Here is a 26,374-nt window from a genome sequence, read left to right on the forward strand (position 1 = left end):
ACTAGAATCTGCTGTTAGAACTCAATCTGTACGAGTGCCCACACAGATGATTGCTTTATATTGTTAAAGAACGTTGCGACGTTGTCGCTAGGGATGCGTATAATACATCCTTAATTTTTCGAGTCAATACTTAATTTCAAACTTTCTTTCGGTAATTTGAAACCGAAGTTTCACTTAACTCTCTGCTACGTTGTTCAGCGTCTTTCGTTGCTGTCCGCCGTGTCAGTGGGGTCGCATTATAGGGAGATGGATTTTTTACGCAAGCACTTTTTTCAATAAAATTTAAAAAAACGTACTGTTCGCTCAGCTTTTGAACTAAACACCCTAAAACTGGCTGTTTTGCAGTCAATTTAGGCCTGTTTTGGTGTATTTATTTGCTTCGCTGTTACACTAGACTGAACGCATTTTAAAAATTAAAAGGTGAATTTATGACTATCCGTTCTTATAAAGGGATCACTCCGACATACGATAATAGTGTTTATATTGATGAGTCATCGGTTTTAGTGGGTGATATTACGCTTGGTAAAGATTCAAGTGTATGGCCTCTTGTTGCTGCGCGAGGTGATGTTAACTATATACGTATTGGTGAACGTACGAACATTCAAGACGGCAGTGTTTTACATTTGACTCGTGCCTCTAAGTCAAACCCCGATGGTTACCCGCTTATTATTGGTGATGATGTCACTGTTGGTCATAAAGTAATGCTACACGGCTGCCAACTTGGTAATCGTATACTTGTTGGCATGGGTGCAATTGTAATGGACAACGCAGTTGTTGAAGATGATGTGATCATTGGTGGTGGTTCACTGGTACCACCTAATAAGCGTTTAGAGTCAGGTTACCTCTATGTAGGTAGCCCGGTTAAACAGGCTCGCCCTTTAACAGAGCAAGAGCTCGCCTTTTTAAAAATCTCTGCTGATAATTATGTTCAGCTTAAAGATGAATACTTAGCTGAGGGCTAAAACACCTCTGTTAATTCGATTTGTCCTGCCGAGTTATACTGCTCATCGTCGATCAGTTGCTCGGCGAGCTCTTCGTAATCGAAACGATAAGATTCAAAGTAATTAACCGCGCTGCTTTGATCGGCAAAATCATACTTGCTGGTATCAATAACACACTCCACCATCAAGCCACTTACTTGAGCAAAAAACACCAATTGCTTTTTTTCTGGCTTAAATTCGAGTCGGTCGATAAATTGGATAGCTTGATTCACGCAATTTCTCCTGCTTTTAGCGCGCTAACAACGGGTATGATTTCTGGCATTTTATTGCGCCATACAAAATAAGCTTGTGCCGCTTGACCAACCAGCATGCCACAACCATCGAGTGTTAGACATGCCGAGTTAATAGACTTAACCCAACTAATAAATGCGGTATCATCATTCGCGTAAAACATATCGTAAGCGCACTGACACTTAGCAACGAACTCTTCTGCTATACCTGGCAAGTCTCCAGTTACACTGCTTGAAGTAGAATTAATAACCACATCATAGTTGTTTGCTGGGATATCATTTAAACCAAACCCCTGCACATCTATTTCACCATTAAAATGACTCGCTAGCGCCTGCGCCTTTTCAGCGGTACGGTTTGCTATTGTTAAGCTTTCGATTTGCTCATTCAATAATGGTTGAATAACACCGCGCGCCGCACCACCTGCTCCAATAAGCAGTACTCGCTGACCTTTTAAGGTAACATTATTGGCTAAAAGGTCTTTAACAAGCCCTACACCATCTGTGTTATCGCCAAGTAGGCTACCATCTTCGAGTTGTTTAATAGTGTTGACTGCTCCAGCAATTTTCGCTTGCTCTGTGAGTTCATCAACCATGGCAAACGCTTGCTCTTTAAATGGCAATGTAACATTGGCCCCTTTACCACCGGCAGCGAAAAACTCAGCGACAGTTTTTTCAAATGCATCTGTTGGTGCTAAAATGGCGCTGTATTGTATTTGCTCGTTTAATGATGCAGCAAATTGTGCGTGTATTGCGGGTGATTTCGAATGTTTGATTGGATTTCCAAAAACCGCGTATTTGTCCATAGTGAAGCAACCTCTTCGCCCTGTTGAGCTTTATTAATATTATGATTAAACGACTTTTTTCTAAATCGAAACCAACGCCTGAAACGCCTACCCCAGAGAAAACACCTTACGAAATTATTGGCGGTGAAGCAGGCGCTCGAGCAATTGCAAACCGATTTTACGACATAATGGCCACAGATGAATACGCCAAACCATTATATGATATGCATCCTCAACCTTTAGATAGAATTCGCCAAGTATTCTTTGAGTTTTTATCGGGCTGGCTGGGCGGCCCGGACCTATTCGTTGAAAAATATGGTCACCCAATGCTCAGAAAGCGTCACATGCCTTTCCCTATTGATCAAGACTTACGTGACCAATGGATGCATTGTATGAATAAAACGCTCGATATCGAAATTGATAACCCACTACTTCGCGAAGGGTTAAGACAATCGTTATCGCAACTCGCCAGCCATATGATTAATCAAAATTAACTAAGCTTTGCGCTATATCAATGTACGCTTTTTCTAAATAAAGATAATAAAATTTCCTTAATTTAGAAAAAGCGTCGTTGAATGAAGTCTATCCAATTTAAAATTTATGCCTTGCTGGCTGTAACCGGGCTATTGGTTTTATTTGCCAGTATATTTAGTAGCGCCCAGCAACAACATGAATTAGCACAAGATACTGTTGAAAATAACATAAAGCTGCTTGCCGATAATTACTTTGACTCCATTAACACCATGATGCTGACTGGCACTATGGCTAACCGCGAAATTCTGAGTACTAAATTAAGAAGCCACCCTAATATTGAAGATGCCCATATCATACGTAGTCCGATCGTTAATAAAATTTATGGCCCCGGTAATGCAAACCAAGTAGCTGTGAATGATGCTGAGCGTCAAGCATTAACAGGCAATGAAGCACTTTTTATTGACCAAGATACAAGCACGATGACTTACCTTAAACCGATGTTTGCCAGAAGTGACTATAAAGGTACTAACTGTTTGGGGTGTCACCAAGCACAGGAAGGTGATGTATTAGGTGTAGTAAAAATTAGTTATTCGTTGGCTGATATTGAACAAGAAGTTTCAAAAAACACGTTAATGAACACGCTGCTATTAACGGCGATTTTCATTACTGCATTTACACTGCTGGCGGTGATGTTTAGAAAAATATTTATCAAACGCTTAAAAGTCATTAGCCATACCATGCATTTGGCAACGACCAATAAAGATCTAAGCCTAAAAATTGATGACAACAATAATGACGAGCTTAGTTCACTTGCCACCAGCTTTAATCACATGATTGGTGCATTTAAAGATAATATTGCCCAAGTTTCCCATTCTTCTAAGGTGTTGATCCACTCTGCCGAAAGCATTTATGCCTCCGCGGATGCAACAGAACAGGCGATTTTAAAGCAAAAGCAAGGTACAGACTCAGTAGCAGCTGCCATTAATGAGCTCGAAAGCTCATCAAGCGAAGTTAAAAATACGACACATTTTGCGTCTGAGAAGTCTGAGCACAGTAATCAGCTTGCACAGCAAAGCTTACACGTTGCTGAGCATACAGAGCAAAGTATTAATCAACTTGCGGCTGATGTGAGAGCTGCAGCTGATCAAGTAACTCAACTACAAACCCAAACGCTAGACGTTGGCAAAGTACTTGAGGTGATCAGTAGCTTTGCCGAACAAACTAACTTACTTGCACTTAATGCTGCGATTGAGGCGGCTCGTGCTGGTGAAGCTGGCCGTGGCTTTGCTGTAGTAGCTGACGAAGTGCGCACTCTTGCAACTCGCACTCATGACTCAACGGATGAAATTCGCCGCACTATCGACAAACTGCAAAGTGAAGCTGCGCAAACCGTTAATACGATGAATAACTCTTGTGAAGAAGCAGACGAGAGAGCAGTTCAAGTTAAGCAGGTAGCAAAAGCATTACGTGATATTTCTTCACAAATGAGCGAGATAAACCAACTTAACGTGCAAATTGCTGATGCCACTGAACAGCAGAACCTTGCAGCTGAAGAAATTAACCAAAGCGTTATTGCAATCAGTGATAATGCCGAGCATTCATTGGTTGATGCGCATGAAAACCAAAAGGTCAGTGAAGAGCTGTTGTCGTTAGCACGCTCACTGGATGAACAAGTGAGACGCTTTAAATTAAGCTAAATTGCGAGTTTTTCATGCAACTGCTAGAGTTGTTATGAATATTTCATAGTAAATAAGGATGTTTAAATGAAATTTATAACAACTCTTTTAGTCTGCATTGGGGTTATTGCGGCACTACTGTTTACCTACCAGCACAGCGTAAACGATTCCTCAGTTCAAATAAGCACTATTGATGAATATATTTATCATGATGATATTCAACAGATTGCTCAATCACTGCTTAGTCAGGGTAAAACATCACTCAGTGATAAACATGAACAAAGCATTGTTGATGGTTTTGAAAAGCTTATTCAGCATCCTGAGTATTATGAAGTAAAACTCGACTTTTATGCCTGTGATATAAACCAATGTCTAACGCAAATCAGTGCTCCCATCAATACTCCTAAAGAAGAGTTAGAGATTTTAAAAGCTGAGGTGTTATTTAGCGTATTGCCAGAGCTGCCGAGTAGCGAACGGGTCGTCACCCTCGTCGAAGGTGACAACACAATGTTGATTAGAGTGGTTTCAATATTTGATTAAAGCTGCCACTGACGTGCAACTAGGTCTGACTCTTGCGTATTTAACCAATCTTGTGGGCGTAAATAGTACTGATACAGCTTAGCCTCAGGGCTGTCTGCAGCTGGCACATAGTTATATTCCCAACGTGCCAATGGTGGCATCGACATTAAGATAGACTCAGTACGTCCACCTGTTTGTAAGCCAAATAATGTTCCGCGGTCCCAAACAAGGTTAAACTCAACATAACGACCACGACGATACAGTTGGAAGTCGCGTTGTTGCTCAGTTGTTGGTGTGTCTTTGCGGCGCTCAATAATGGGTAGGTAAGCGTCTAAATAACCATTTCCTACCGCTTGCATAAAGGCAAAGCTTTGCTCAAAGCCAAGCTCATTTAAATCATCAAAGAATAAGCCACCAACACCACGAGTTTCACCACGGTGTTTTAAATAAAAGTAATCATCACACCACGTTTTATATTTGTCGTAAACCTCTGTACCAAATGGCTTACATAAATCGCTTGCCACCTGATGCCAGTGTTGTACATCTTCAAATACAGGGTAATAAGGGGTTAAATCAAAACCGCCACCAAACCACCAAATTGGCTCTTCGCCTTCTTTTTCGGCAATGAAGAATCGTACGTTGGCATGGCTAGTCGGAATATGAGGGTTATTAGGGTGGATCACTAATGACACACCACACGCATGAAAACTACGACCAGCGAGCTCAGGACGATGTGCTGTTGCAGAGGCTGGCATTGAAGCACCAAACACATGCGAATAGTTTACCCCGCCCTGTTCAATGACATTGCCACCTTGGATAACACGAGTACGGCCACCACCGCCTTCTGCACGTTGCCAATTATCTTCAACAAACTTTGCTTTGCCATCGGCACTTTCGAGGCCCTGACAAATTGTGTCTTGTAAGGCCATTAAATAGGTTTTAACTTGTTCGAGTAGCTCGCTTTGCATGTTTATCCTCTAAATACTTTGCCGGTCGCTGCGTCTTTGATCACGCTTGGTTGAGTGTTACCGCCGAGGGGCTCATCTACGTAGAAGTCAACCATATCAGTAAACTCTGCTTTTGCCTGTTCAATACTCATAACTGTAGGCTGGCCAGTTAAATTTGCACTTGTAGAAACAAGCGGTTTACCAAATTGTTGGCACAGGGCTTTTACTGTTGGATGATCAGTTACACGTACCGCAATAGTATCAAACTGACCTGTTAACCACTTTGGCGTTTCTTTTGCTGCTGGCATCACCCAGGTAATCGCACCTGGCCATTGCGAGAAGATATCTGCACGCTTATCCATTGGGATTTTGGCATCATCAACATACTTTAATAACTGACCATAGTTATCAGCAATTAAAATTAAGCCTTTTTCAACTGGGCGCTGTTTAATAGCTAATAGCTTTTCAACCGCAGCTTGATCATCAGGATCGCAACCAAGACCAAATACAGCTTCGGTTGGATATACAATTACACCGCCTTGTTGCAAAGCATCAATAGCACTGGCAGGTTGTGCAACAGGTTCAGACAACGGAACTCTCCTCAATATGCGAATAACAAGTGTATTAAGATTCAACTAACTTATGCATACACGACTTCTGCGGGCATTGTAGCACAACACCTGAGGCAGTTTTCTTTTCAGTCATAATTGGCCATTGGCAAGCTGGGCAAGGCTTTGCAACGGGTTTATGATTTAATGTGTATTTACAGCGTGGATAGCAATCACAAGAATAAAAGGTTTTGCCAAACTTATTACTACGCGCAACAAGTTGGCCTTTTTTGCACTTTGGGCATGCTGGCAATACTGGTGCATCATCGGGCTCTTCATCATGAGCAATATAATGACAATCTGGATAGCCTGTGCAGCCTATAAACATGCCATAGCGACCATTTTTAATTACCAATGGCTTGCCACACTCAGGACAGGCACTGTCTTCAAGGACTTTTATCTGTTGGCTATCATGATGTGCTAATGGGCGAATGTAGTCACACTTTGGGTAACTGGCACAGCCTAAAAACGGTCCTGACTTTGAGTTGCGCATAACCAACTCAGAACCGCATTTAGGGCAAACCTCATACTCTTTTTCTAATGCATGTTTATCTGCAGAAAAAAGAGAATGGTCGATTTTACTCATAAGATTCCTGTGGGGTTGGCTAATTTTCGCCTAATATACCCAAACTCAACAAAGATACAAGCAAAGTCTACTCAGTGTAAGACGTCGGCTGGTTCGTCAAATATTAAGTCTTCCATTTGCGCATAAGCTTGCTCTGAACCTGGCACATTAAATAGCACCATTAACACTACCCACTTTAGATCTTCCAAAGAGATAAATGGCTTATCTAGAGCGCAAAGTCTATCAATGACCATTTCTCGAGTAACGGTGTTGATCACACCGATTTGCTCTATAAACATTAAAAATCCACGACACTCAACGCTCAGCATTTGACACTCACTATCAGTGTAAATACGCATTGCATGCTGCGGCTGTGCATTTAGATACGGATATATATCACTTTGTTGCAGATCAGCTAGCTGCTCTAACCAATCAAGTGCTTTGTAAATTTCGGGCTTATTAAAACCTGCACGAACTAACTCATCAGTAAGCTCGTTCTCTTCTGTAAAGATTTCAGCTTCGCTATGAATGTAGTTTTCAAAAAGATACATGAGGATGTCAAACATATTTATGTCCTCCAAGTCTTATATAACCGTCTAGCACTCGCTCAACTTTATCGGCAAGTTCTAGGTCAAGCAACCGAGCTTGTACTTCATCGACTGGTAATTGGCTACGCAGCGTTATTTGATCAACACTTGTGACCTCATACCCGATACTGTTGAAGACAGGACAGTTAGGCTCATTTGCACTAGGCTGTTCTATACTATATAGACTGTTTTCACAGAAAAAGCTCACTTCATCAAGAATATCACTTATATTTTCTGTGAGTTTAGCTCCTTGCTTAATCAAAAAGTGGCTCGCTTCAGACAAAGGACTTTTAATTGATCCCGGTACTGCAAAGACTTCTTTATTTTGCTCTAACGCATAGCGTACGGTAACAAGTGAACCACTTTTTATCTGCGCCTCGACTATAAGTACACCTAAAGAAAGGCCGGAGATAATACGGTTTCGACGTGGAAAATTAGTAGCACTAGCTGCCGTGCCAGGTAAGAACTCCGACACTAATAAACCACGTTCAGCCACCTGTTTAATCAACAATTTATTTCGTTTGGGGTAGGCAATATCAATTCCTGTTCCAAGCACAGCAATTGTGTTGCCGGTACCGGCTAATGCACCTTTATGCGCCGCACTATCAATACCCATAGCCATTCCAGAGGTAATTGTCATGCCAGCCAGTGAAAGTTGATGAGCAAACTCTGCGGCTATTTCAAGGCCTATTGGTGTAGCATTACGGCTACCAACAATAGCTATTTGCGGTGACAGCAGTAGATCCGTGTTACCTAAACAAAACAGTAATAAAGGTGCACTCGCTATTTGTTTAAGTAACGGCGGATAATCGTCATCAAAGTAACTCACAACCTTAATTTGCAACTGCTCAATTTGTGTTTCATGGTGAGCCACTAACTGCCAGTCAGTATTTACTAAATTATCAGCTTGCGCCTGCGATAAACCAAGCTGCTGTAACTGTAGGCTAGTGAGTGAAAATAACTCACCAAGCGGATGCTTTTGACTTAATGCTATAAGGCTTTTGATCCCTAAGCCTTTACATAAATAAAAGGCAAGCCAATGGGATAGCTTGCCTGAAACCTGTACCATGCTCCCTCCTTAGAGCCTCCAGATTGTGAGTTAGTTTAGAACTGCATAATCCCCAACTCGAATTGGATGCTGGTTTTTTACTATTAATGCGTAGCTAACGTTGTCATATACTTTAAACACCATTAACTCACCCACTTTTTCCTTTGGCATATGCCATACGTTACTGTCTTCATCGCTTTCAATACCAAAAAACTCATTTGTATCTGAAATTAGTTTTTCAAGACTACTAGAGTCTTCGCGATAACGTGGCCCCTCTCGACCATCAAAAACTTCTGGTGATTGGCGCTGAATATCTAGCACAAAACCGGGTTCAACTTTATCGGCGCCCAAGTTTAGTACCACAATATCCATGGTACTAAATTCACGCAACTCATTGGCTGACGCTATAATCGTGCCATTCATTGTCGTATCTGGGCGTTTCATAGTGAAGTATGCAGGTAACATTTGCCCTTCCATTGCGGGCATCAAGAAATCGTGTGGTTTTATTTCTTGTTTAACTAACTCAACTTTAACTGAGGCAGGCACCCCATTAGCAACATCTCCACTTCTGAATGCGCGTACAATAGCAACTAACTCAGCTTTGTGTGCCAAAACGTCTTTAGATTCAGGATCAACCAACTTATCACCTTGGCGGTACACACCATATGCCTCGTTAAGATGCAGATCGCCTTTAACATATAAAACATGCCCCATGGTGTTCATTTTTGTATTGACGCTAGCACCAAGCACATATGGCTGTTCGGCGATACCATCTGTACTAATAGCTTGCTGATAAGTGAGGTATGGACGCAACAACTCAAGCGGTAATGTAGGGACGGCTTGCTTACCTTTCGGCGTAATTCGCCCTTCAGGAGACAGCTTTTTATAGCGTGCATTTTTAACCAAACGAGGATTACCATCTTTATCGTAAATTAAAGAAAGCGCATCTCCCGGATAAATAAGGTGAGGATTCGCGATTTGCGGATTCATTTGCCACAAATCAGGCCATTGCCATGGCTGGTCAAGATACACACCTGAAATATCCCAAAGTGTATCACCTTTCTTTACAATATATTGTTTTGGAGCGTCTTTTTTGATCGTTAACACATCAGCAGCTGCTGGAAAAGCACAGCTAATGGCTAGCAAAGCCGCAACTAGTGAGTATCTCATTTGGCTTCCTTGAGTTGTTTTTTGATTATTATCAACCAAAACCTGTTAAAGGTGAACACGAATGGCTAAAATAAGAGCATACAATACCCTAAATGAATCACAAGTGTAAAAGGTAACTATGGCTAGGTTAGAAGTTTTGAGATTTCCGGATGAGCGTTTACGTACAATCGCGAAAGAAGTACCAGAAGTAAACGATGAAGTTCGTCAAATTGTCAAAGACATGCTTGAAACAATGTATGACGAAAACGGTATCGGCTTAGCTGCAACGCAAGTAGATATCCACCAGCGAATTGTGGTGATCGATGTATCAGAAGAGCGCGACCAACCGTTAGTATTAATTAACCCAGAAATCACCAAGAAAGATGGCTCAACGGTAAGTGAAGAAGGCTGTTTGTCAGTGCCTTATTCATATGCAAAAGTTGACCGCGCAGAAACAGTAACTGTAAAAGCGCTAAATGAAAATGGTGAAGAGTTCAGCCTAGATGCTGACGAGCTATTAGCTATTTGTATTCAGCACGAGCTTGATCACCTTAAAGGCACCCTATTTATTGATTATCTATCGCCTTTAAAGCGCCAACGTATCCGTAAAAAGCTTGAAAAAGAAGCAAAGCTGGCTGCAAAACAATAAGTTAATCAATAGGAATTTCTGTGACACAACCATTACGCATTATTTTTGCTGGTACGCCAGATTTTGCTGCGCGCCATTTACAAGCATTGATCGACTCAGAGCACGACGTTGTTGGTGTTTATAGCCAACCTGATCGCCCTGCGGGCCGCGGTAAAAAGCTTAAAGCCAGTGAAGTTAAAGAGCTAGCACTTGCTCATAACTTACCTGTATTTCAACCGCAATCGTTAAAATCAGCTGAAGCGCTTGCAGAGCTTACAAGCCTAAACGCAGACATCATGATTGTGGTGGCATACGGCTTATTATTACCAAAAGCAATTTTAGACGCGCCACGCTTAGGCTGTTTAAATGTGCATGGTTCTATTTTACCGCGCTGGCGTGGTGCAGCACCGATTCAACGTGCTATTTGGGCTGGCGATAATGAAACCGGTGTAACAATAATGCAAATGGATGAAGGCTTAGATACCGGTGACATGCTGCACATCAGCCGCTGCCCGATTGATAGCACAGAAACCAGTAGCTCTTTATACGATAAGCTGGCTGCGCTTGGTCCAGATGCACTGATCAGCACGATTAATCGTCTTGCTGCGGGTGAAATCACCCCAGAAAAGCAAGATGACGCACAAGCAAATTACGCCAAGAAGCTATCAAAAGACGAAGCCAATATTGATTGGTCAATGGATGCTGCGCAAATTGAGCGTAATATCCGTGCCTTTAATCCATGGCCTGTTTGCTTTACTGAAATGGCAGGACAAACGGTAAAAATTTGGCAAGCCGAAGTTGTATCGCAAACTGCACAAGCCGGTAAAATCATTGCTGCTGATAAGCAAGGTATTACCGTTGGCTGTGGGCAAGATGCACTTAAAATCACCCTCCTTCAACCGCAAGGTAAAAAGCCAATGGCAGTGAGCGATTTCTTAAATGGCCGCAGTGATTGGGTTGAACCGGGTACAACATTAGGCCAAAACAATGAGTAATGTAAGAGCACTCGCTGCTGAGACTCTCTATAACGTAGTTGATAAAGGTGCATCATTAAATCAAGAGCTACCTTTTGCCAGCCAAGGTTTATCGCCTAAAGACAAGGCCCTTTTACAACAAATTTGCTACGGAGTGCTGCGCTATTTACCTAGTTTAGAGAATTATTGCCAGCAACTTTTAGATCAACCCTTAAAAGGTAAACGCCGTATTTTCCAGTTCTTGTTGTATGTGGGTATTTACCAACTTCAACATATGCGTGTGCCGCCTCATGCGGCTATTAGCGAAACAGTAAATGCACTTCAGCAAATGCGCGCACTGGGTTTAAAAGGCCTGATCAACGCGATTTTACGTAGTTTCCAACGTGAACAAGCAGAGCTTGAAGAAAAAGCGCAGCAAATTCCTGTTTGCAAATTTAACCACCCAGGTTGGTTTATCAAACAACTAACTGCGGCTTACCCTGACAACTGGCAAGAGATCCTTGAAGCCAACCAACAACAAGCACCTATGTGGTTACGTGTAAACCAAGCGCAATACAGCACTCAAGAATACAGCGAGATGCTTAAAGCCAATGATATTGAGCACACCTTAAATCCTGACTTTCCTGATGGAATTAAACTCGCAAAACCGTGTGATGTATACGCACTGCCAGAATTTGATACCGGTGCCTGCTCAGTGCAAGATGCGGCAGCTCAGTTAGCGGCACGTTTTCTTGAGCCACAAAATGATGATGTTATTTTAGATGCGTGCGCGGCCCCTGGTGGCAAAACCTGCCATATTCTAGAGCTTGCCGATGCCGACGTATTAGCACTTGATAGCGATAGCGAACGTCTTGAACGCGTTAAACAAAATCTTGTACGCATTGGTTTAACTGCCGATCTACAATGTGCTGATGCTTCACAACCACATATTTGGTGGGATGAGCAGCAATTCGATCGTATATTACTTGATGTGCCTTGCTCAGCAACAGGTGTTATTCGTCGTCATCCTGATATTAAGTGGTTACGACGCGCATCTGATATTGAAGATCTGGCAAATTTACAAGGCGATATCCTCAATAGCATCTGGCCACTACTTAAGCCTGGTGGTACGTTAGTTTACGCGACCTGCTCTGTATTACCGCAAGAGAACCAGCAACAAGTTGCTAAGTTCCTTGCTAATAATCAAAGTGCTGAACATGTACCTCTGCATGAAAACGACACCCCTACTTTACCTGGTCTGCAATTATTGCCTGGTGAAAGTGACGGTTTCTACTATGCAAAGCTAGTTAAAAAACACTAATAAGAACACGCTATGAAAATAATCATACTCGGTGCCGGACAAGTTGGTGGCACATTGGCAGAAAACCTCGTTGGTGAGCAAAATGAGATCACCGTTGTCGATATCGACGGTAACCGTTTGCGAGAGTTACAAGATAAGTACGACTTACAAGGTGTTACTGGCCACAGTGCGCATCCCGATGTATTGCGCCGTGCAGGTGCAGAAGACGCCGATATGATTATTGCCGTAACCAGTTCTGACGAAGTGAACATGGTCGCTTGCCAAGTCGCTTATAGTATTTTTAACACCCCAACCAAAATAGCCCGAATTCGCTCAGAGCAATACTTAAAGTATCGCGAAAAGCTATTCCATAACGATGACTTACCTGTTGATCACTATATTGCGCCTGAAGCGTTGGTTACTAAGTATATTCGTCGCTTAATCGATTATCCGGGCGCTTTACAGGTATTACAATTTGCCGATGGCATGTTATCGCTAGTTGCGGTGAAAGCGTATTACGGCGGTTTACTGGTTGGTTATGCTCTTTCAGCCTTGAAAGAACACATTCCGAATGTCGAAACTCGCGTAGCGGCTATTTATCGTCAAGGTAAAGCAATTAAACCGCTTGGCACAACCGTTATCGAAGCGGACGATGAAGTGTTCTTTATCGCTGCAACCAAGCATATTCGAGCGGTAATGAATGAGCTGCAAAAGCTCGAACGTTCATACAAAAAGATCATGATTGCCGGTGGTGGTAACATCGGTGCAGGACTTGCTCGTTCACTCGAGAAAAATCACAGTGTTAAATTACTTGAGCGGAATAAAGAGCGAGCTGCGCAGTTATCCGAAATGCTTGATAACACCGTGGTGTTTTGTGGCGATGCCTCTGATCAAGAGCTGTTATCCGAAGAACATATCGAGCAGGTTGATGTGTTCATTGCGGTAACTAACGACGATGAAGCAAACATTATGTCTGCGATGCTGGCAAAGCGTATGGGCGCACAAAAGACCATGGTGCTTATTCAGCGTGGTGCTTATGTCGACTTAGTACAAGGTGGTGAAATTGATATTGCTATTTCGCCTCAGCAAGCAACCATCTCGGCGCTGCTAACACACGTTCGTCGTGGTGACATCGTTAATGTTTATTCATTGCGTAAAGGCGCAGCAGAAGCCATTGAAGCGGTTGCTCATGGTGATGAGCATACTTCTAAAGTTGTTGGCCGAGCAATTGCTGATATCAAACTACCCGCAGGTACGACTATTGGCGCAATAGTACGTAACGACGACGTACTGATTGCCCATGACGATACGGTTATTCAGTCTGGTGACCACGTAATCATGTTCTTGATTGATAAAAAGCACATTACGGTTGTTGAAAAGCTGTTCCAAGTAAGTGCTATCTTCTTGTAAGTAAAAGCTTATAAACGAAAAAAGCAGCCATCACAGCTGCTTTACGACTCTTGAAGTGAAAGTACCTAACTTTTCTAAAAGATTCTATTGGATTTGAGCGAACTCTTCTTTTGATAGTTCGCCATTACCATCGCTGTCTAGCTCTGGGAATAACTTTTCAAGCTGTATATTTGCAGATGCTTCTTCTTTACTGATCACACCATCGCCGTCAGTATCAAATGTTGCAAAGCTTACGCCCTGTGCAAAAGCTGCTGATGATGTTGCTAATGCTAAAATTGCGATTGTTGTGCTTAACTGTTTCATAATAACTACCTCAAAATTTGAAAAGAGTGAAATCCGTTTCTGAGATCCCTGTTCAGTGGAAACTGGTATAACTGCGTATTAGTTCAGTTATTCGGCTTTAGAAAACTCTGCTTCAGTAAGAACGCCGTCGCCATCAACATCTAATGTTTTGAACTGCGACATGATGTTTGCATCAACCGCCGCTTCGCTTTTGCTGATCACGCCGTTACCGTCTACATCTAAGGTATCAAAGTCTGTTGCTGCAAATGCTGCCGATGAAGATACAAGTGCAATAAGTGCTAAGGTTTTATTAACTGCTTTCATAATCATATTCCTTCAATATTAAGTGTTAGCTGATCGCACTTCCGGTATTGTCCTTTTTCATGGATTCCCTTATCCATTTAGGCTGTCTTTGGCAGCACAGAACTGATCAGCTAAGTAAACTGTTATTTAATTGCATTAAGCTTTTGAGAACTCTTGTTTCGATAACTCGCCGTTACCGTCAGTGTCTAGTTCACTGAATTTGCTCATTAACTCTGCATCAACGGACGCTTCGCTTTGGCTGATTACACCATCGCCATCAACGTCTAGGGTATCGAAATCACTCATCGCAAATGCTGCTGATGAAGATACTAGTGCCATAAGTGCAAGTGTTTTATTTACTGTGTTCATAATGTCATTCCTTCAAAGTGTGTTGTCTGAGTTAGAAAGTCCTTTTCAGTGTGTCCTTACAATGAAATTAAGCTTTTGAATACTCTTCTTTAGAAAGCTCACCGTTACCATCTGTATCTAGCTCTTTAAATTGACTCATTAGTGCTTCGCTTACAGATGCTTCACTTTTGCTGATAGCGCCATCACCATTAACATCTAATGTGTCAAAATCTGCAGCAAACGCTGCTGAAGATGTTGCTAGAGCTACCAGTGCTAAAGTTTTATGTAATGTTTTCATAATCACTATTCCTTCAATGTTGTCTCAACTTTGATAAAGGATATATTCCTGAATCAGTTTTTCTCTGTGTTCGCTAGGACTATATCAACTTCGATGCCAATGTTTAAAAAGTCATAAAAATCAATAACTTTCACGTTAAAACATGGTTTTTAATAAAAATTAGTCGATTTTTTTGTTGCTATTTTGCAACAGAGTGAATGGTAGTTTTTTTACATCATTTAAAATCAATAACTTACAAGATTTAAAATGGAGACAGTGGGTGTAATACAGGATCAGAAAAGCAAATTTTTCTGAGTTTGAATATAAACTCAATCTGAACGAAGAAATTAAAATAAAAAAACGAAAATAAAAACCACATTCAAAGCATTGATTTTTAAGGTAAATTTAAGTTTATTATGAATTAATTTAGGTGTTGGCAGGATAAAAACATGAAAAGTCGCCACTTTGTTGCAAAATGGCGACTTCTGCTATTTTTCAAGTACAGACAAGTCGATTAAATGTTCTTTCATAAAGCCTTTCATTTCATCTTTACTCGAATCTAACTGAATACCTAAAATAAAACCTGCCGCTCTTTTACGTACTCGACATACAGTGCCATTAAACTCCCGTTTACTTAGCACAACCTTACACTCTTGCCCTTTGAGCTGGCTCAAGTCTTCTTTACTGTCGATATCAAACTGCACGCCAGTGAGAGAAATATCTTTAATGAGGCCTTCGAGTGTTTGCTCTTTGATCAGTAAGTTTGCAGAAAATAGTGTGGGAATTCGCGTTTCACTTCTTAAACTATAAAGCTGCACTTGCTGTGGAAAGTTTAGAAAAATTAAGCGATGAGGATGCGATGAAATTGCACTAACCTGCTGACGAAACGCAATGACTTGACCACCACCCGTCTCAAGTACAGCACGTATTATAATCATTACAGCATCTTTAATGTATTCATGTGCATTCGCTATCCGCTTTATAGATGGGTAATTTAAGATTATATATTGATCATTTAACAAACCAATAAACTCTGTTTTTACGCGTTTACTATCAGTTGGTGTGGTGATTTCAATATCAACCAAACTACCAGCAGGAATGCAGCCCAGTTTTTCAAGATTAATTTGTTTTTGTGTCTTCGGCATTGTTTCGCCTCCACTAACAGAAAATCACATACTCGTTTTATCCACGCCAAAAGGTTGGAGTAAATAACACTAACAAGGTAAATATTTCTAGACGACCAAACACCATAGCTATCGTTAATAGCCATTTGGCTGAATCTGAAATGGCACCATAATGCGCAGCAACTTCACCTAACCCTGGGCCTAAGTTATTTAGACACGCGGCCGTTGCAGAGAATGCACTTATGTTGTCCATCCCCGTCCCCATCAATGCCAGCATGATGATCACAAACACCAAAGCATAGGCAGAAAAGAACCCCCAAACGGCTTCGACTACTTTATCGGGCAACGCTTTTCGGCCCAGTTTAATAGAGTAAATAGCCCTAGGATGCACAAGTCGATTTAGCTCGCGAATACCTTGTAAATAAAGTAAGAACACACGTACTACTTTCATGCCGCCGCCAGTGGAACCTGCACAGCCACCAATAAAACTTGAAAAGATAAGTAGAATAGGTAAAAACAAAGGCCATGCCGAGAAATTATCGGTAGCAAAGCCCGCGGTGGTACTCATTGATACCGCTTGGAACATAGCTTGGTCGAGAGTCTCATCACCATCGGCATAAATGTTATTCGATGACAATACCGTAAAACAGACAATCACCAATGCTAATTGAATGAGTAAGAACACTTTAAATTCAGGGTCGCGTAAATAAACACGAATACTGCGTGACGATACCGCCGCATAGTGAAGTGAGAAGTTAATTGCTGCAATAAGCAAAAACACCACACAAATAAAATTAATGACAGGGCTATCGAACTGCCCCATTGACGCGTCATAAGTAGAAAAGCCACCAATCGCAATAGTAGAGAACGCATGACAAATCGCATCAAACCAATCCATACCCGCAGCCCAGTACGCTAAAGTACAGGCAATTGTTAGCGATACATAAATATACCAAAGATGCTTTGCTGTATCGGCAATACGCGGCGTCATTTTAGAGTCTTTAACAGGTCCTGGGGTTTCTGCACGATATAACTGCATACCACCGACCCCTAGCATAGGCAGTACCGCGACCGCGAGTACGATGATCCCCATACCACCTAACCACTGCAATTGTTGGCGATAAAAGAGTACAGACTTAGGCAGGTATTCAATTCCGGTTAGTACCGTAGCACCTGTGGTTGTTAGCCCTGAAAAGGCTTCAAATACGGAGTCAGCTAAGGAGAGGTTAGGCTCTTGTAAGAACACTAAAGGCACTGCTGCGAAGGTACCTAGTACCAGCCAGAACAAAACCACAATCAAGAAGCCTTCTCGGGCTTTTAGATCACCATGCTCATGACGGTTCGGATAGTAAGCCGCTAAACCAATCACAACACTAAAGATGAAAGCAAGAACGAATGGCACACCACCACCGTCTTTATAAATTAAAGACACCAGTGCCGGTGGCACCATGGTGATACTAAATAGTGCCACAAGTTGGCCGAGAATTTTAATTATGGTACGAAATTGCATCGAGGCGTATCGCTTTCTTATTTAATTGATTTAGCTAATACAGTTTATTGTCTTATAGGCTTAATTGTAAGTAAACGGAATGTATTATTTTTACATTTCAAACTTTTCTGAGTTTTAGCACCACTGCTCCATGAGTAAGCTCATGCACATCATTAATGGCTTGCTCAGCTTGCCGACTATCAATCTCTATTTGCCAAGTAATGTTTTCAGCAAATTGCTTATCAATATTAAGCACTTGATATTTACTTTTTAGTAACTGCTCTATTGCCCCTTGTGCGCTGTAGTCGCTGTGGCCAATTAACTCAATACTCGGAACTTTCGTGATGGTTTTAAGCTCACGCATAGCATTATTTAAACTACCGCCATAAGCACGTACTAGACCGCCTGTACCAAGCTTAATACCACCAAAATAACGTGTTACTACCGCCGTTATTTCACCGATACCCGATCCAGTTAACACATTAAGCATGGGCTTGCCGGCAGTACCATTTGGCTCTCCATCATCCGAAAAACCATAAACGTGACTACCACCTGGGTTGCCTGCAACATGCGCCCAACAATTATGTCGTGCATCACTGTATTTATCTTGGATTTCTTTAATAAAGGCTTTTGCAGCCGCTAGATCTGGGGTGTGGGCAATATGCACAATAAAGGTGCTTTTTTTAATTTCTTCTTGGTAAAAAACCGGCTCAGCCGGATATTGATATTCAGACATAATTGTTTATCTAAAAAAATGGGGCCAAGCGGCCCCGACATTCACTAACATGTAACGATTAATCTAAGTATAGATCACGGGTCATGTTTTCTAAGCTATCTTCATGAACGATAATGTTATCTTCAATACGGATACCGCCAAATGGCTTGAACTCTTCAACTTTTTCCCAGTTAATGAATTGCTTGTTATCAGTTTGCGCAAGGTCACCAAGTAATGATTCGATGAAGTATAAACCTGGTTCAATTGTAAATACTTGGTTTTTCTCTATTAAACGAGTACAACGAAGGAAAGGATGACCCTCTGGCGGTGCCTGATGCGTCCCCTTATCATCGGCCATAAAGCCGCCCATATCATGAACTTGCAAGCCTAAATGATGACCAAGACCATGTGGGAAGAAGGTTGAAGTAATACCACGCTCAACAATCTCAGCAGCTGGTAACTTCACAATATTAAAGTCGCTCAGTACTTGTGCTACACGTTGATGACAATCTAAATGCAGTTCGCCATATAACAAACCTGGCTTTAAAGACTTACCTAAAGCAATTTGATGTTCAGTCATTACCTTGATTAAGTCACTAAATTCGCCTGACTTTTTAAAATCATAGGTACGCGTGATGTCTGCCGCATAACCATTAAAGTTAGCACCCGCATCAATTAAGAAAGAACGATGGCTTTGCGGTGCTTGAGGCTCAAAATGGGTGTAATGCAAAATCGCACAGTTTTCATTAAGCGCAACAATATTGCCGTATGGCATTTCGTTTTCACTCTGACGCGTTGCCATGAGATAAGCTTGCTGAATATCAAACTCTGAACCACCAGCAAAGAAAGTATCGCGTGCTGCTTTGTGACCCTCTACTGCGATACGGTTGGCTTGACGCAAACACTCAAGTTCGTATTGCGTTTTATAAGCACGATTGTAATGCAAGTAGTTCATTACTGGCTCAGGGTTCATAATGCTAAAGCCCAGCGCTTGAGCAACCTCTAAATATTCACCGATATAAGCAAATTTAGCCTTGTCGTAAGGAAGCAGTTTCTCTACCTGATCTGGCTGAACTAACAATTCAATATCAAAATACTCAGCCCAAAAATCACGAGGCTCATCGGGTACCTTGTGCCAAAAATCAACAGGACGATAAAAGATTAATTTAGGTTTTGCTGTACCATCCACCACAATCCAGCAGTGTGGATTATCAATCACCGGTAACCAGGCTTTAAATTGTGGATTCACTTTAAACGGATAATACATGTCATCTAAAAACTGGCGCTTAGCTTGACCTGAGTGAATCACCAACCCTTCTAAACCTTCACGCTCTGTAATAGTTCGAGTACGCTGCTGTAAGGTTGCAATGTGTTCGGCGTATAACACCGCTAATTTATCCATAGTAAACCCATTTTAGTAAATTTAACTTGTTGTCAGTCTATCATAGTCGGCTATATCCCCCAACAGAGGCAATTTAGCAACATATATAAACTAACCACCCATAGTCATATCAAGAATTGGCGCCAATACATTACCATCTCGACCAAGACGCGTATGGTATACCTGCCTGTACGCAAAAACATTTTTTACATAGTTGCGCGTTTCTGTGTAAGGAATTAACTCTATCCATAACTCTGCTGGCATTGCTTGCTCTGGTATCCAGCGCTTAATTCTATGATAACCCGCATTATAAGAAGCCGTAGCTAAGATCTCATTGCCATGATTTTTCTTTTTCAAATACTGTAGATATTGACTACCTAAACGAATATTTGTTCGTGGTTGATATAGCTGTTTTCGAGATACAGCGCTTTTATTCATATATTTCGCTGTACTTGGTAACAATTGCATCAAACCGTAAGCGTTGGCATGAGAGCGAGCATCAGGAGCAAACGAACTTTCACGTCGTGAAATTGCAATACTCCACGCAACATCTATATGACTGCGATTACTGTAGTTTTCAAAAATATTTTTAAAGGCAAATGGAAAGCGCAGCTCGACATAATCCCATTCTTTTATTTGTGCCAAGGTATAAATAGTGCTGTCATACCAGTCAAGCTCTGCCGCAAGCATCGAAGCCGCGAGCTTTTCTTCTTTGGTTGATGTATCTGTTAAATAATTCCACTCACGACGCGCAGATGTGAAACGTTCAAGCTCATAAAGCGCTCGAGCCCGTTTAAAACCAGGTGCATTTGCAACCTCAAGCTTGAGTTGATCACTTACTTGTAATCCTTTGTTATTTAAGCTTACAGGGATACCTAACCGAGCAGATGCTAAAAACCCATAATAATCACGCTCTTTTGCCACTGTTTGCCAAATGGCACGAGCTCGTTCGACTTCGCCACGCTGATTTAAGCTATATGCCAACCAATATTGCTGCCCTAAACTTAAATTTTCTTTACCGGTAAAAAAGGCAGCGATCCCTGACCAATCTTGTCTTTCAAGCATGTTAGCAAGCTGCCATTGCATAAGTTTACTTGTTTGCCGCTCTTTCGGTACTTTGTTAAGCCAAAAACGCGCTTGATTATGACCACTTGAAGCGAGCGATAAAGCAAAGCTGTAATACACATCCGCTTTTTGTTCATCCGTATAGGTGAACATTTTATCGAGTTTTTCCCACGCCCTTAGTGCTAAATCTTTATCTCGCCAAACTAAACGCTTCACACCATAAAGTGCTATTTGTCCCTCTTTGGCTGTTTTCTTTTTAAATCGATATAAGCCAGCTGATGCACTTGGGTCTCTTCGCACTGTTAAATATAAATCAGCTAAATATTGTTCATTGCGAGGAAGCAAGGTTTTTAAATAAGGAATTAAACTTGCTGATCCACCTTCAGCCGCTAATGTAATGCGTTGCCAAACTCGTTGCTGAGTTTGGTAGCCTTTTTTCTTCCATAAGGAAAAAAGCTGATCACACTCTTTCGGTTGTGAATCTCCCACCACCCATAAATCAGTCACCTGATTCATAATAGCTTTTTCGGGTGCACCCAAATCTAATTGAAAACTCAAGTATGGGCAGGTCAGTTCGTTATTACTGGTTTCTCGATAATTACGAATATACGCTGCTTTTTTATTATTCTGTCTTAAGTACTCAAGCCACGTTTTTCGCACAGGCCATTCTAAAGGCGTATTTTGATAAACGTTTAAAAAGTTTTCGATTTCAGTTTGATGCTTAAGGCTTGGGTTACGCTGCCAATAAGCCATTTCAACATAAGGCTTTAATGGGTGATTAAGCCCATTTGCCGCCTCTTTCATGTCTTGATAATCACCGTAACGGGCCTTTTTTTCTGCTTTTAAGAAAGCGTCATGTTTATCGTTGGCGTCGGCTGCAAAAAAAGGAAAAAGTAATGCGGCAGCCGTCCAACCAAGGAGTTGTTTTTTCATGATGACCTTTAACAAAAATTAAAGAATAACTAACAATAAAGTTCCACTACACCTTAGCATCAAACCAGCTATATTTTAATCAATCGCGATAAAGCGTAGTAATTTTTTCGTTGCATTTTCATTTTAAAGCAAGCACACTGATTGAAATGCAAACTCATCGTACCAGTCTTAGTTAATAAACTAGGGAGAATAATAATGTTATATAAAAGCGATTCATTTGAAGTTGCTTTCATCAAGGACAACATCGCCGAGTTTAAGTTCTGTGCTGACGGCTCAGTAAACAAACTTTCGCAGCAAACCTTGCAAGATTGCGCTTTAGCATTAAAAGAATTGGCAACAAACTCAGATATCAAAGGCATGGTGTTCACCAGCGATAAAGATCATTTCATTATCGGCGCCGACATTTTCGAATTTTTACCTACTTTCACTAAACCTCAAGAAGAACTTGTTGCATGGATCAAAAATGCAACTGACGTTTTTGACGCTATTGAAGATTTACCTTTCCCAACGTTAAGTGCTGTAAACGGCATGGCACTTGGTGGTGGATGTGAGTGGGCACTTGCTACCGATTATCGCGTTGCTAGCTCTAACGCTAAAATTGGCCTACCTGAAGTGAAATTAGGCATTATGCCTGGTTTTGGTGGTACAGTTCGCCTTCCGCGCCTTATTGGTGCTGATAATGCGATGACGTGGATCACCACAGGCAAAGAAAACCGTGCTGAAGATGCCTTAAAAGTAGGTGCATTTGACGCGGTAGTTAGTGCTGACAAACTTTTAGAGTCAAGTATTGCAACACTTGAGCAAGCCATCGCTGGTAAGCTAGATTGGCAAGCAAAACGACAAGTAAAATTACAGCCACTGAAAATGAACCGTGTTGAGCAAGGTATGAGCTTTGCAATGGCGGAAGGCATGGTAATGGGTCAGACAAAAGGTCATTACCCAGCACCTGTTATGGCTGTAAAAACAATCAAAGCTGCTGCAAACTGTGAACGCGCTGAAGCAATGGCTATTGAAAACGCTAACTTTGCTAAACTTGCAGCAACAAGCGAAGCTGCCGCGCAAACCGGTATTTTCTTAGCTGACCAATACATTAAAGGTAAAGCGAAGAAGCAAGCTAAGCACAGTGAGCTTGAAATTAAACAAGCTGCTGTATTAGGTGCTGGTATTATGGGCGGCGGTATTGCATATCAGTCTGCTTATAAAGGCACACCTATTATCATGAAAGACATCAACCAAGATGCTCTTGATTTAGGTATGGGCGAAGCATCTAAGCTACTTGGTAAAAAAGTACAACGTGGCCACATGACGATGGATAAGATGGTTGCTACTTTAGGTAAAATCAAACCAACGCTAAACGATGCAGACCTACAAGGTGCTGATATCGTTGTTGAAGCGGTTGTTGAAAACCCTAAAGTTAAGCAAGCCGTTCTTGCTGGTCTTGAAAAAGACTTACCAGCGGGCACTATCCTAACTTCAAACACATCAACTATTCGTATTGATGAGTTAGCGTCTGCTCTTGAAAAACCAGAAAACTTCTGCGGTATGCACTTCTTTAACCCAGTGCCAAAAATGCCATTAGTAGAAATCATTCGTGGTGAAAAAACATCAGAAGCAACAATTAATGCCGTTGTTGATTACGCATTAAAACTTGGTAAATCACCAATTGTTGTAAACGACTGCCCTGGTTTCTTTGTAAACCGCGTGCTATTCCCTTACTTTGCAGGCTTCAGCAAACTAGTTGTTGAAGGTGCTGACTTCGCAAAAGTTGATAAAGTGATGGAAAACGTATTTGGCTGGCCTATGGGTCCTGCTTATCTGCTTGATGTTGTGGGTATCGATACAGCTTACCACTGCACTGGCGTAATGGCTGACGGCTTCCCTGAGCGTATGGCTCGTCAAGACAAAGACCCAGTAACTGTATTTGCAAACGAAAAACGTTTTGGTCAGAAAAATGGCGCTGGTTTCTACCAATATGCACCTGACCGTCGCGGTCGTCTTAAAAAATCGCAAGATGCAACAGCAACTGAGCTACTAAGTGCTATCACTGATGCACCTAAAGATTTTGATAAACAAGAAATCATCGACCGTTGTATGGTACCTATGATCAACGAAGTACTACTTTGTTTACAAGAAGGTATCGTAGCGTCACCACAAGAAGCTGATATGGCGCTAATTTACGGCATTGGTTTCCCTCCATTTAGAGGCGGTGCATTCCGTTACTTAGATCAAACAGGTTTAGCGAACTTTGTTGCAACAGCAGACAAGTACGCTCACTTAGGTGCGATTTACCAAGTATCAGATGAAACTCGCAAGTGGGCCGAAGAAGGCCGTGTATTCTATAAGGTGGAAGGATAAGAAACATGAATAATCCAGTAATCGTAGATTGTATCCGCACACCAATGGGTCGTTCAAAGAACGGCGTATTCAAAAACAAGCGTGCGGAAGATTTAAGTGCTCACTTAATGAAAGGTTTGTTAGACCGTAACCCAGCCGTTGATCCAGCATCAATTGATGATATTTACTGGGGCTGTGTACAACAAACTTTAGAGCAAGGCTTTAACATTGCTCGTAACGCAGCACTACTAGCCGGTATCCCACACTCAGTACCAGCAGTAACAGTTAACCGTTTATGTGGTTCATCAATGCAAGCATTACACGATGCGGCACGTGCAATTATGACAGGCGCTGGTGATACCTACATCATTGGTGGTGTTGAGCACATGGGTCACGTACCTATGACTCACGGTAATGATTTTCACCCTGGTTTATCAACGTCTGTAGCACAAGCTGCTGGCGTAATGGGTTTAACAGCAGAATACCTTGCTACGCTTCACGGCATTAGCCGCCAGCAACAAGACGAATTTGCTTACCGTTCACACCAACGTGCACACGCTGCAACTGTTGAAGGTCGTTTCCGTCGTGAAATCCTGCCAATGGAAGGTCACGATGCAGATGGTTCTTTAATCTTAGTTGAAGACGATGAAGTAATCCGTCCTGAGACAACCGTTGAAGGTTTATCGCAACTACGCCCAGTATTCAATCCAGCATCAGGTAGCGTAACTGCAGGTACTTCATCTGCTCTTTCTGACGGCGCATCAGCCATGCTTGTAATGAGCGAAGAGAAAGCTAAAGAACTGGGTTTACCAATTCGTGCGCGTATTAAAGCAATGGCTGTTGCAGGTTGCGATCCATCAATCATGGGTTATGGCCCTGTTCCTGCATCGCAAAAAGCACTTCAACAAGCTGGTATCACTATTGACGATATCGATGTTGCAGAGCTTAACGAAGCATTCGCAGCACAATCTCTACCAGTGTTAAAAGACCTAGGTCTGATGGATGTGGTAGATGAAAAAGTTAACCTAAATGGTGGTGCAATTGCACTTGGTCACCCACTTGGTTGTTCTGGTTCACGTATTAGCACAACACTTGTTCACCTAATGGAAGACAAGAACGCTAAATACGGTCTAGCAACTATGTGTATTGGTTTAGGCCAAGGTATTGCAACTGTATTTGAGCGCGTAGAATAACGAGCTCACACCAAACATCTTGGTGATAAAAAGGCGCACTGATTTGCTCAGTGCGCCTTTTTTATTTGCTTTGCTTTCGCTTATTGAAACTGGCGGCAATAGAAAGTTAAAATAGCCGCTTATTAATCGTCTCTTTCATCCAAAAGGTCAGCCATGAGTTTTGATAATCCCGATCACCAATTAGATGCACTTGGCCTTCGTTGTCCAGAACCTGTGATGATGGTACGTGGCGCAGTACGTAAAATGAAAGATGGCGAAACCTTACTTATTATCGCCGACGACCCATCAACCACCCGCGATATCCCAAGTTTTTGTACTTTTATGGATCACACACTTGTGGCTAAAGATGTAGAGCAAGCACCGTATCGATACTTGGTGAAGAAAGGGTTGTAACAACGAGTTTCGAGTTTCGAGTTTCGAGTTTCGAGTTTCGAGTTTCGAGTTTCGAGTTTCGAGTTTCGAGTTTCGAGTTTCGAGTTTCGAGTTTCGAGTTTCGAGTTTCGAGTTTCGAGTTAATCAATTAAAATTAAAAGTGAGCATTTATCAATATTAAACGCTCACTCGATCCGATCGGCTTAAAACTGACAGCTGAAAGCTTATAGCTATTTCTTCGTTACTGTCACTTTTGGTTGATTACTATTGCGGTAATCAAAGCTCACTACATACACACCTTTTGCAGCGGGTTTAAAGCTGAAATAATTATAGATGGTATTACAGTCAGCATTAGCAGCTTGGCCTAAAACCAATGATTGCCCTGCTGGGTCCATATCACTGTAACCACAGTTGTAGCCTTCACTAAAGTCAGCATCCGCTACTTTGAATTCATACACCTTACCAGGTGTTGAAAATTTTACTTCGGTTTGGAATATACCCGGTGCAACTTGCTCTAATTGATACTGAGGCTCAGCATCCCATAGAGTAAAGTCACCACGTAAATACATAGTACGGTCGAGGTCTTTACTTGGCAGAATATCGTCAATGCTTGGCATTTGTATTTGGCTAGAACAGGCAGTTAATAAGCCTGCTAATGCTAAAGTAATTATACGTTTCATT

At 41.8% G+C, this 26,374-nt stretch carries 29 protein-coding genes; 11 read left to right on the forward strand and 18 right to left on the reverse strand.

The genetic code is table 11. The features are described 5' to 3' along the window. Window positions 1-428: 428 nt before the first annotated feature. Complete coding sequence (locus tag L1267_RS19425; RefSeq protein WP_235383861.1) at window positions 429-962, forward strand: gamma carbonic anhydrase family protein; 534 nt, start codon at window positions 429-431, stop codon at window positions 960-962. Here L1267_RS19425 and L1267_RS19430 read toward each other — a convergent pair. Beyond that, entirely contained in the window at window positions 959-1,213 is a 255-nt protein-coding gene (locus L1267_RS19430; protein WP_138556859.1) for a DUF1488 domain-containing protein, read from the reverse strand. The genes L1267_RS19425 and L1267_RS19430 overlap by 4 nt on opposite strands. Next, entirely contained in the window at window positions 1,210-2,034 is an 825-nt protein-coding gene (gene aroE, locus L1267_RS19435) for a shikimate dehydrogenase (RefSeq protein WP_235383862.1), read from the reverse strand. Before aroE ends, L1267_RS19430 begins: the two co-directional genes overlap by 4 nt. Before the next feature lie 41 nt (window positions 2,035-2,075). Here aroE and L1267_RS19440 point away from each other — a divergent pair, with 41 nt between their 5' ends. From L1267_RS19440 to L1267_RS19450, 3 genes are all read left to right on the forward strand, one after another. Continuing rightward, complete coding sequence (locus tag L1267_RS19440; RefSeq protein ID WP_054554758.1) at window positions 2,076-2,507, forward strand: group II truncated hemoglobin; 432 nt, start codon at window positions 2,076-2,078, stop codon at window positions 2,505-2,507. 81 nt (window positions 2,508-2,588) lie between these two features. Next, on the forward strand, window positions 2,589-4,184 hold the full coding sequence (locus L1267_RS19445) for a methyl-accepting chemotaxis protein (RefSeq protein WP_235383863.1): 1,596 nt from the start codon (window positions 2,589-2,591) through the stop codon (window positions 4,182-4,184). 66 nt (window positions 4,185-4,250) lie between these two features. Continuing rightward, on the forward strand, window positions 4,251-4,703 hold the full coding sequence (locus L1267_RS19450) for a hypothetical protein (protein ID WP_199526974.1): 453 nt from the start codon (window positions 4,251-4,253) through the stop codon (window positions 4,701-4,703). Here the strand turns inward: L1267_RS19450 and hemF are convergent. The 6 genes from hemF to L1267_RS19480 all read right to left on the reverse strand — a co-directional run bounded on the left by hemF (window position 4,700) and on the right by L1267_RS19480 (window position 9,607). Continuing rightward, complete coding sequence (gene hemF, locus L1267_RS19455) at window positions 4,700-5,650, reverse strand: oxygen-dependent coproporphyrinogen oxidase (RefSeq protein ID WP_235383864.1); 951 nt, start codon at window positions 5,648-5,650, stop codon at window positions 4,700-4,702. The two genes, L1267_RS19450 and hemF, sit on opposite strands and share 4 nt — an antisense overlap. A gap of 2 nt (window positions 5,651-5,652) precedes the next feature. Further along, complete coding sequence (locus L1267_RS19460) at window positions 5,653-6,219, reverse strand: L-threonylcarbamoyladenylate synthase (protein WP_135923107.1); 567 nt, start codon at window positions 6,217-6,219, stop codon at window positions 5,653-5,655. 34 nt (window positions 6,220-6,253) lie between these two features. After that, window positions 6,254-6,823, reverse strand: coding sequence for a DNA topoisomerase family protein (locus L1267_RS19465; protein WP_135923106.1), 570 nt, complete (start codon window positions 6,821-6,823; stop codon window positions 6,254-6,256). A 71-nt stretch (window positions 6,824-6,894) separates the two neighbouring features. Next, entirely contained in the window at window positions 6,895-7,368 is a 474-nt protein-coding gene (locus L1267_RS19470; protein ID WP_054563780.1) for a DUF494 family protein, read from the reverse strand. Beyond that, on the reverse strand, window positions 7,361-8,458 hold the full coding sequence (dprA, locus tag L1267_RS19475; protein WP_235383865.1) for a DNA-processing protein DprA: 1,098 nt from the start codon (window positions 8,456-8,458) through the stop codon (window positions 7,361-7,363). Before dprA ends, L1267_RS19470 begins: the two co-directional genes overlap by 8 nt. Before the next feature lie 30 nt (window positions 8,459-8,488). Further along, entirely contained in the window at window positions 8,489-9,607 is a 1,119-nt protein-coding gene (locus L1267_RS19480; RefSeq protein WP_135923104.1) for a LysM peptidoglycan-binding domain-containing protein, read from the reverse strand. A 118-nt stretch (window positions 9,608-9,725) separates the two neighbouring features. Between L1267_RS19480 and def the strand changes: the two genes are divergently transcribed. The 4 genes from def to trkA are packed head-to-tail and all read left to right on the forward strand — an operon-like array spanning window position 9,726 to window position 13,877. Continuing rightward, window positions 9,726-10,235 carry a peptide deformylase gene (gene def / locus L1267_RS19485; protein WP_135923103.1) on the forward strand — a complete coding sequence of 170 codons (510 nt, stop codon included), beginning with the start codon at window positions 9,726-9,728 and terminating at the stop codon, window positions 10,233-10,235. 20 nt (window positions 10,236-10,255) lie between these two features. Beyond that, on the forward strand, window positions 10,256-11,209 hold the full coding sequence (fmt, locus tag L1267_RS19490; protein ID WP_235383866.1) for a methionyl-tRNA formyltransferase: 954 nt from the start codon (window positions 10,256-10,258) through the stop codon (window positions 11,207-11,209). Next, window positions 11,202-12,488 (forward strand): 16S rRNA (cytosine(967)-C(5))-methyltransferase RsmB, encoded by a 1,287-nt coding sequence (gene rsmB / locus L1267_RS19495; RefSeq protein WP_135923101.1) that lies wholly within the window; start codon window positions 11,202-11,204, stop codon window positions 12,486-12,488. Before fmt ends, rsmB begins: the two co-directional genes overlap by 8 nt. 12 nt (window positions 12,489-12,500) lie before the next feature. After that, complete coding sequence (gene trkA / locus L1267_RS19500; protein WP_054563775.1) at window positions 12,501-13,877, forward strand: Trk system potassium transporter TrkA; 1,377 nt, start codon at window positions 12,501-12,503, stop codon at window positions 13,875-13,877. A gap of 84 nt (window positions 13,878-13,961) precedes the next feature. On the opposite strand, the gene L1267_RS19505 is transcribed toward trkA, so the two are convergent. The 9 genes from L1267_RS19505 to L1267_RS19545 all read right to left on the reverse strand — a co-directional run bounded on the left by L1267_RS19505 (window position 13,962) and on the right by L1267_RS19545 (window position 21,794). Next, a complete protein-coding gene (locus L1267_RS19505; protein ID WP_138556867.1) occupies window positions 13,962-14,180 on the reverse strand; it encodes an EF-hand domain-containing protein in 219 nt (72 codons plus the stop codon). Window positions 14,181-14,267: 87 nt separating this feature from the next. Then, window positions 14,268-14,483: a calmodulin gene (locus L1267_RS19510; RefSeq protein WP_235383867.1), complete on the reverse strand. Its 216-nt coding sequence runs from the start codon at window positions 14,481-14,483 to the stop codon at window positions 14,268-14,270. A 135-nt stretch (window positions 14,484-14,618) separates the two neighbouring features. Then, complete coding sequence (locus L1267_RS19515) at window positions 14,619-14,831, reverse strand: calmodulin (RefSeq protein WP_135923098.1); 213 nt, start codon at window positions 14,829-14,831, stop codon at window positions 14,619-14,621. A 67-nt stretch (window positions 14,832-14,898) separates the two neighbouring features. After that, window positions 14,899-15,108, reverse strand: a complete 210-nt coding sequence (locus tag L1267_RS19520) for a calmodulin (protein WP_135923097.1) — start codon at window positions 15,106-15,108, stop codon at window positions 14,899-14,901. A 467-nt stretch (window positions 15,109-15,575) separates the two neighbouring features. Continuing rightward, entirely contained in the window at window positions 15,576-16,232 is a 657-nt protein-coding gene (locus L1267_RS19525) for a flagellar brake domain-containing protein (RefSeq protein WP_135923096.1), read from the reverse strand. A 37-nt stretch (window positions 16,233-16,269) separates the two neighbouring features. Next, window positions 16,270-17,721 (reverse strand): TrkH family potassium uptake protein, encoded by a 1,452-nt coding sequence (locus tag L1267_RS19530; RefSeq protein ID WP_135923095.1) that lies wholly within the window; start codon window positions 17,719-17,721, stop codon window positions 16,270-16,272. A 97-nt stretch (window positions 17,722-17,818) separates the two neighbouring features. Then, window positions 17,819-18,436, reverse strand: a complete 618-nt coding sequence (locus L1267_RS19535; protein ID WP_135923094.1) for a YigZ family protein — start codon at window positions 18,434-18,436, stop codon at window positions 17,819-17,821. A 58-nt stretch (window positions 18,437-18,494) separates the two neighbouring features. Further along, window positions 18,495-19,817 carry a Xaa-Pro dipeptidase gene (pepQ, locus tag L1267_RS19540; protein ID WP_235383868.1) on the reverse strand — a complete coding sequence of 441 codons (1,323 nt, stop codon included), beginning with the start codon at window positions 19,815-19,817 and terminating at the stop codon, window positions 18,495-18,497. A gap of 90 nt (window positions 19,818-19,907) precedes the next feature. Continuing rightward, entirely contained in the window at window positions 19,908-21,794 is a 1,887-nt protein-coding gene (locus tag L1267_RS19545) for a transglycosylase SLT domain-containing protein (protein WP_235383869.1), read from the reverse strand. Between the two features lie 195 nt (window positions 21,795-21,989). Here L1267_RS19545 and fadB point away from each other — a divergent pair, with 195 nt between their 5' ends. The 3 genes from fadB to tusA all read left to right on the forward strand — a co-directional run bounded on the left by fadB (window position 21,990) and on the right by tusA (window position 25,714). After that, window positions 21,990-24,149, forward strand: coding sequence for a fatty acid oxidation complex subunit alpha FadB (gene fadB, locus L1267_RS19550; RefSeq protein WP_199526969.1), 2,160 nt, complete (start codon window positions 21,990-21,992; stop codon window positions 24,147-24,149). 5 nt (window positions 24,150-24,154) lie between these two features. Then, window positions 24,155-25,321 carry an acetyl-CoA C-acyltransferase FadA gene (fadA, locus tag L1267_RS19555; RefSeq protein ID WP_138557619.1) on the forward strand — a complete coding sequence of 389 codons (1,167 nt, stop codon included), beginning with the start codon at window positions 24,155-24,157 and terminating at the stop codon, window positions 25,319-25,321. Window positions 25,322-25,474: 153 nt separating this feature from the next. Further along, the gene (gene tusA, locus L1267_RS19560; RefSeq protein WP_054554785.1) at window positions 25,475-25,714 is read left to right on the forward strand and encodes a sulfurtransferase TusA; all 240 of its coding nucleotides are present in this window, start codon (window positions 25,475-25,477) and stop codon (window positions 25,712-25,714) included. A gap of 209 nt (window positions 25,715-25,923) precedes the next feature. Here tusA and L1267_RS19565 read toward each other — a convergent pair whose 3' ends face one another. Further along, window positions 25,924-26,373, reverse strand: a complete 450-nt coding sequence (locus tag L1267_RS19565) for a hypothetical protein (RefSeq protein WP_235383870.1) — start codon at window positions 26,371-26,373, stop codon at window positions 25,924-25,926. Window position 26,374: the final 1 nt, after the last annotated feature.

Origin of the sequence: Pseudoalteromonas sp. OFAV1 (assembly GCF_021532595.1) — a bacterium.
GTDB lineage: Bacteria > Pseudomonadota > Gammaproteobacteria > Enterobacterales > Alteromonadaceae > Pseudoalteromonas > Pseudoalteromonas lipolytica_C.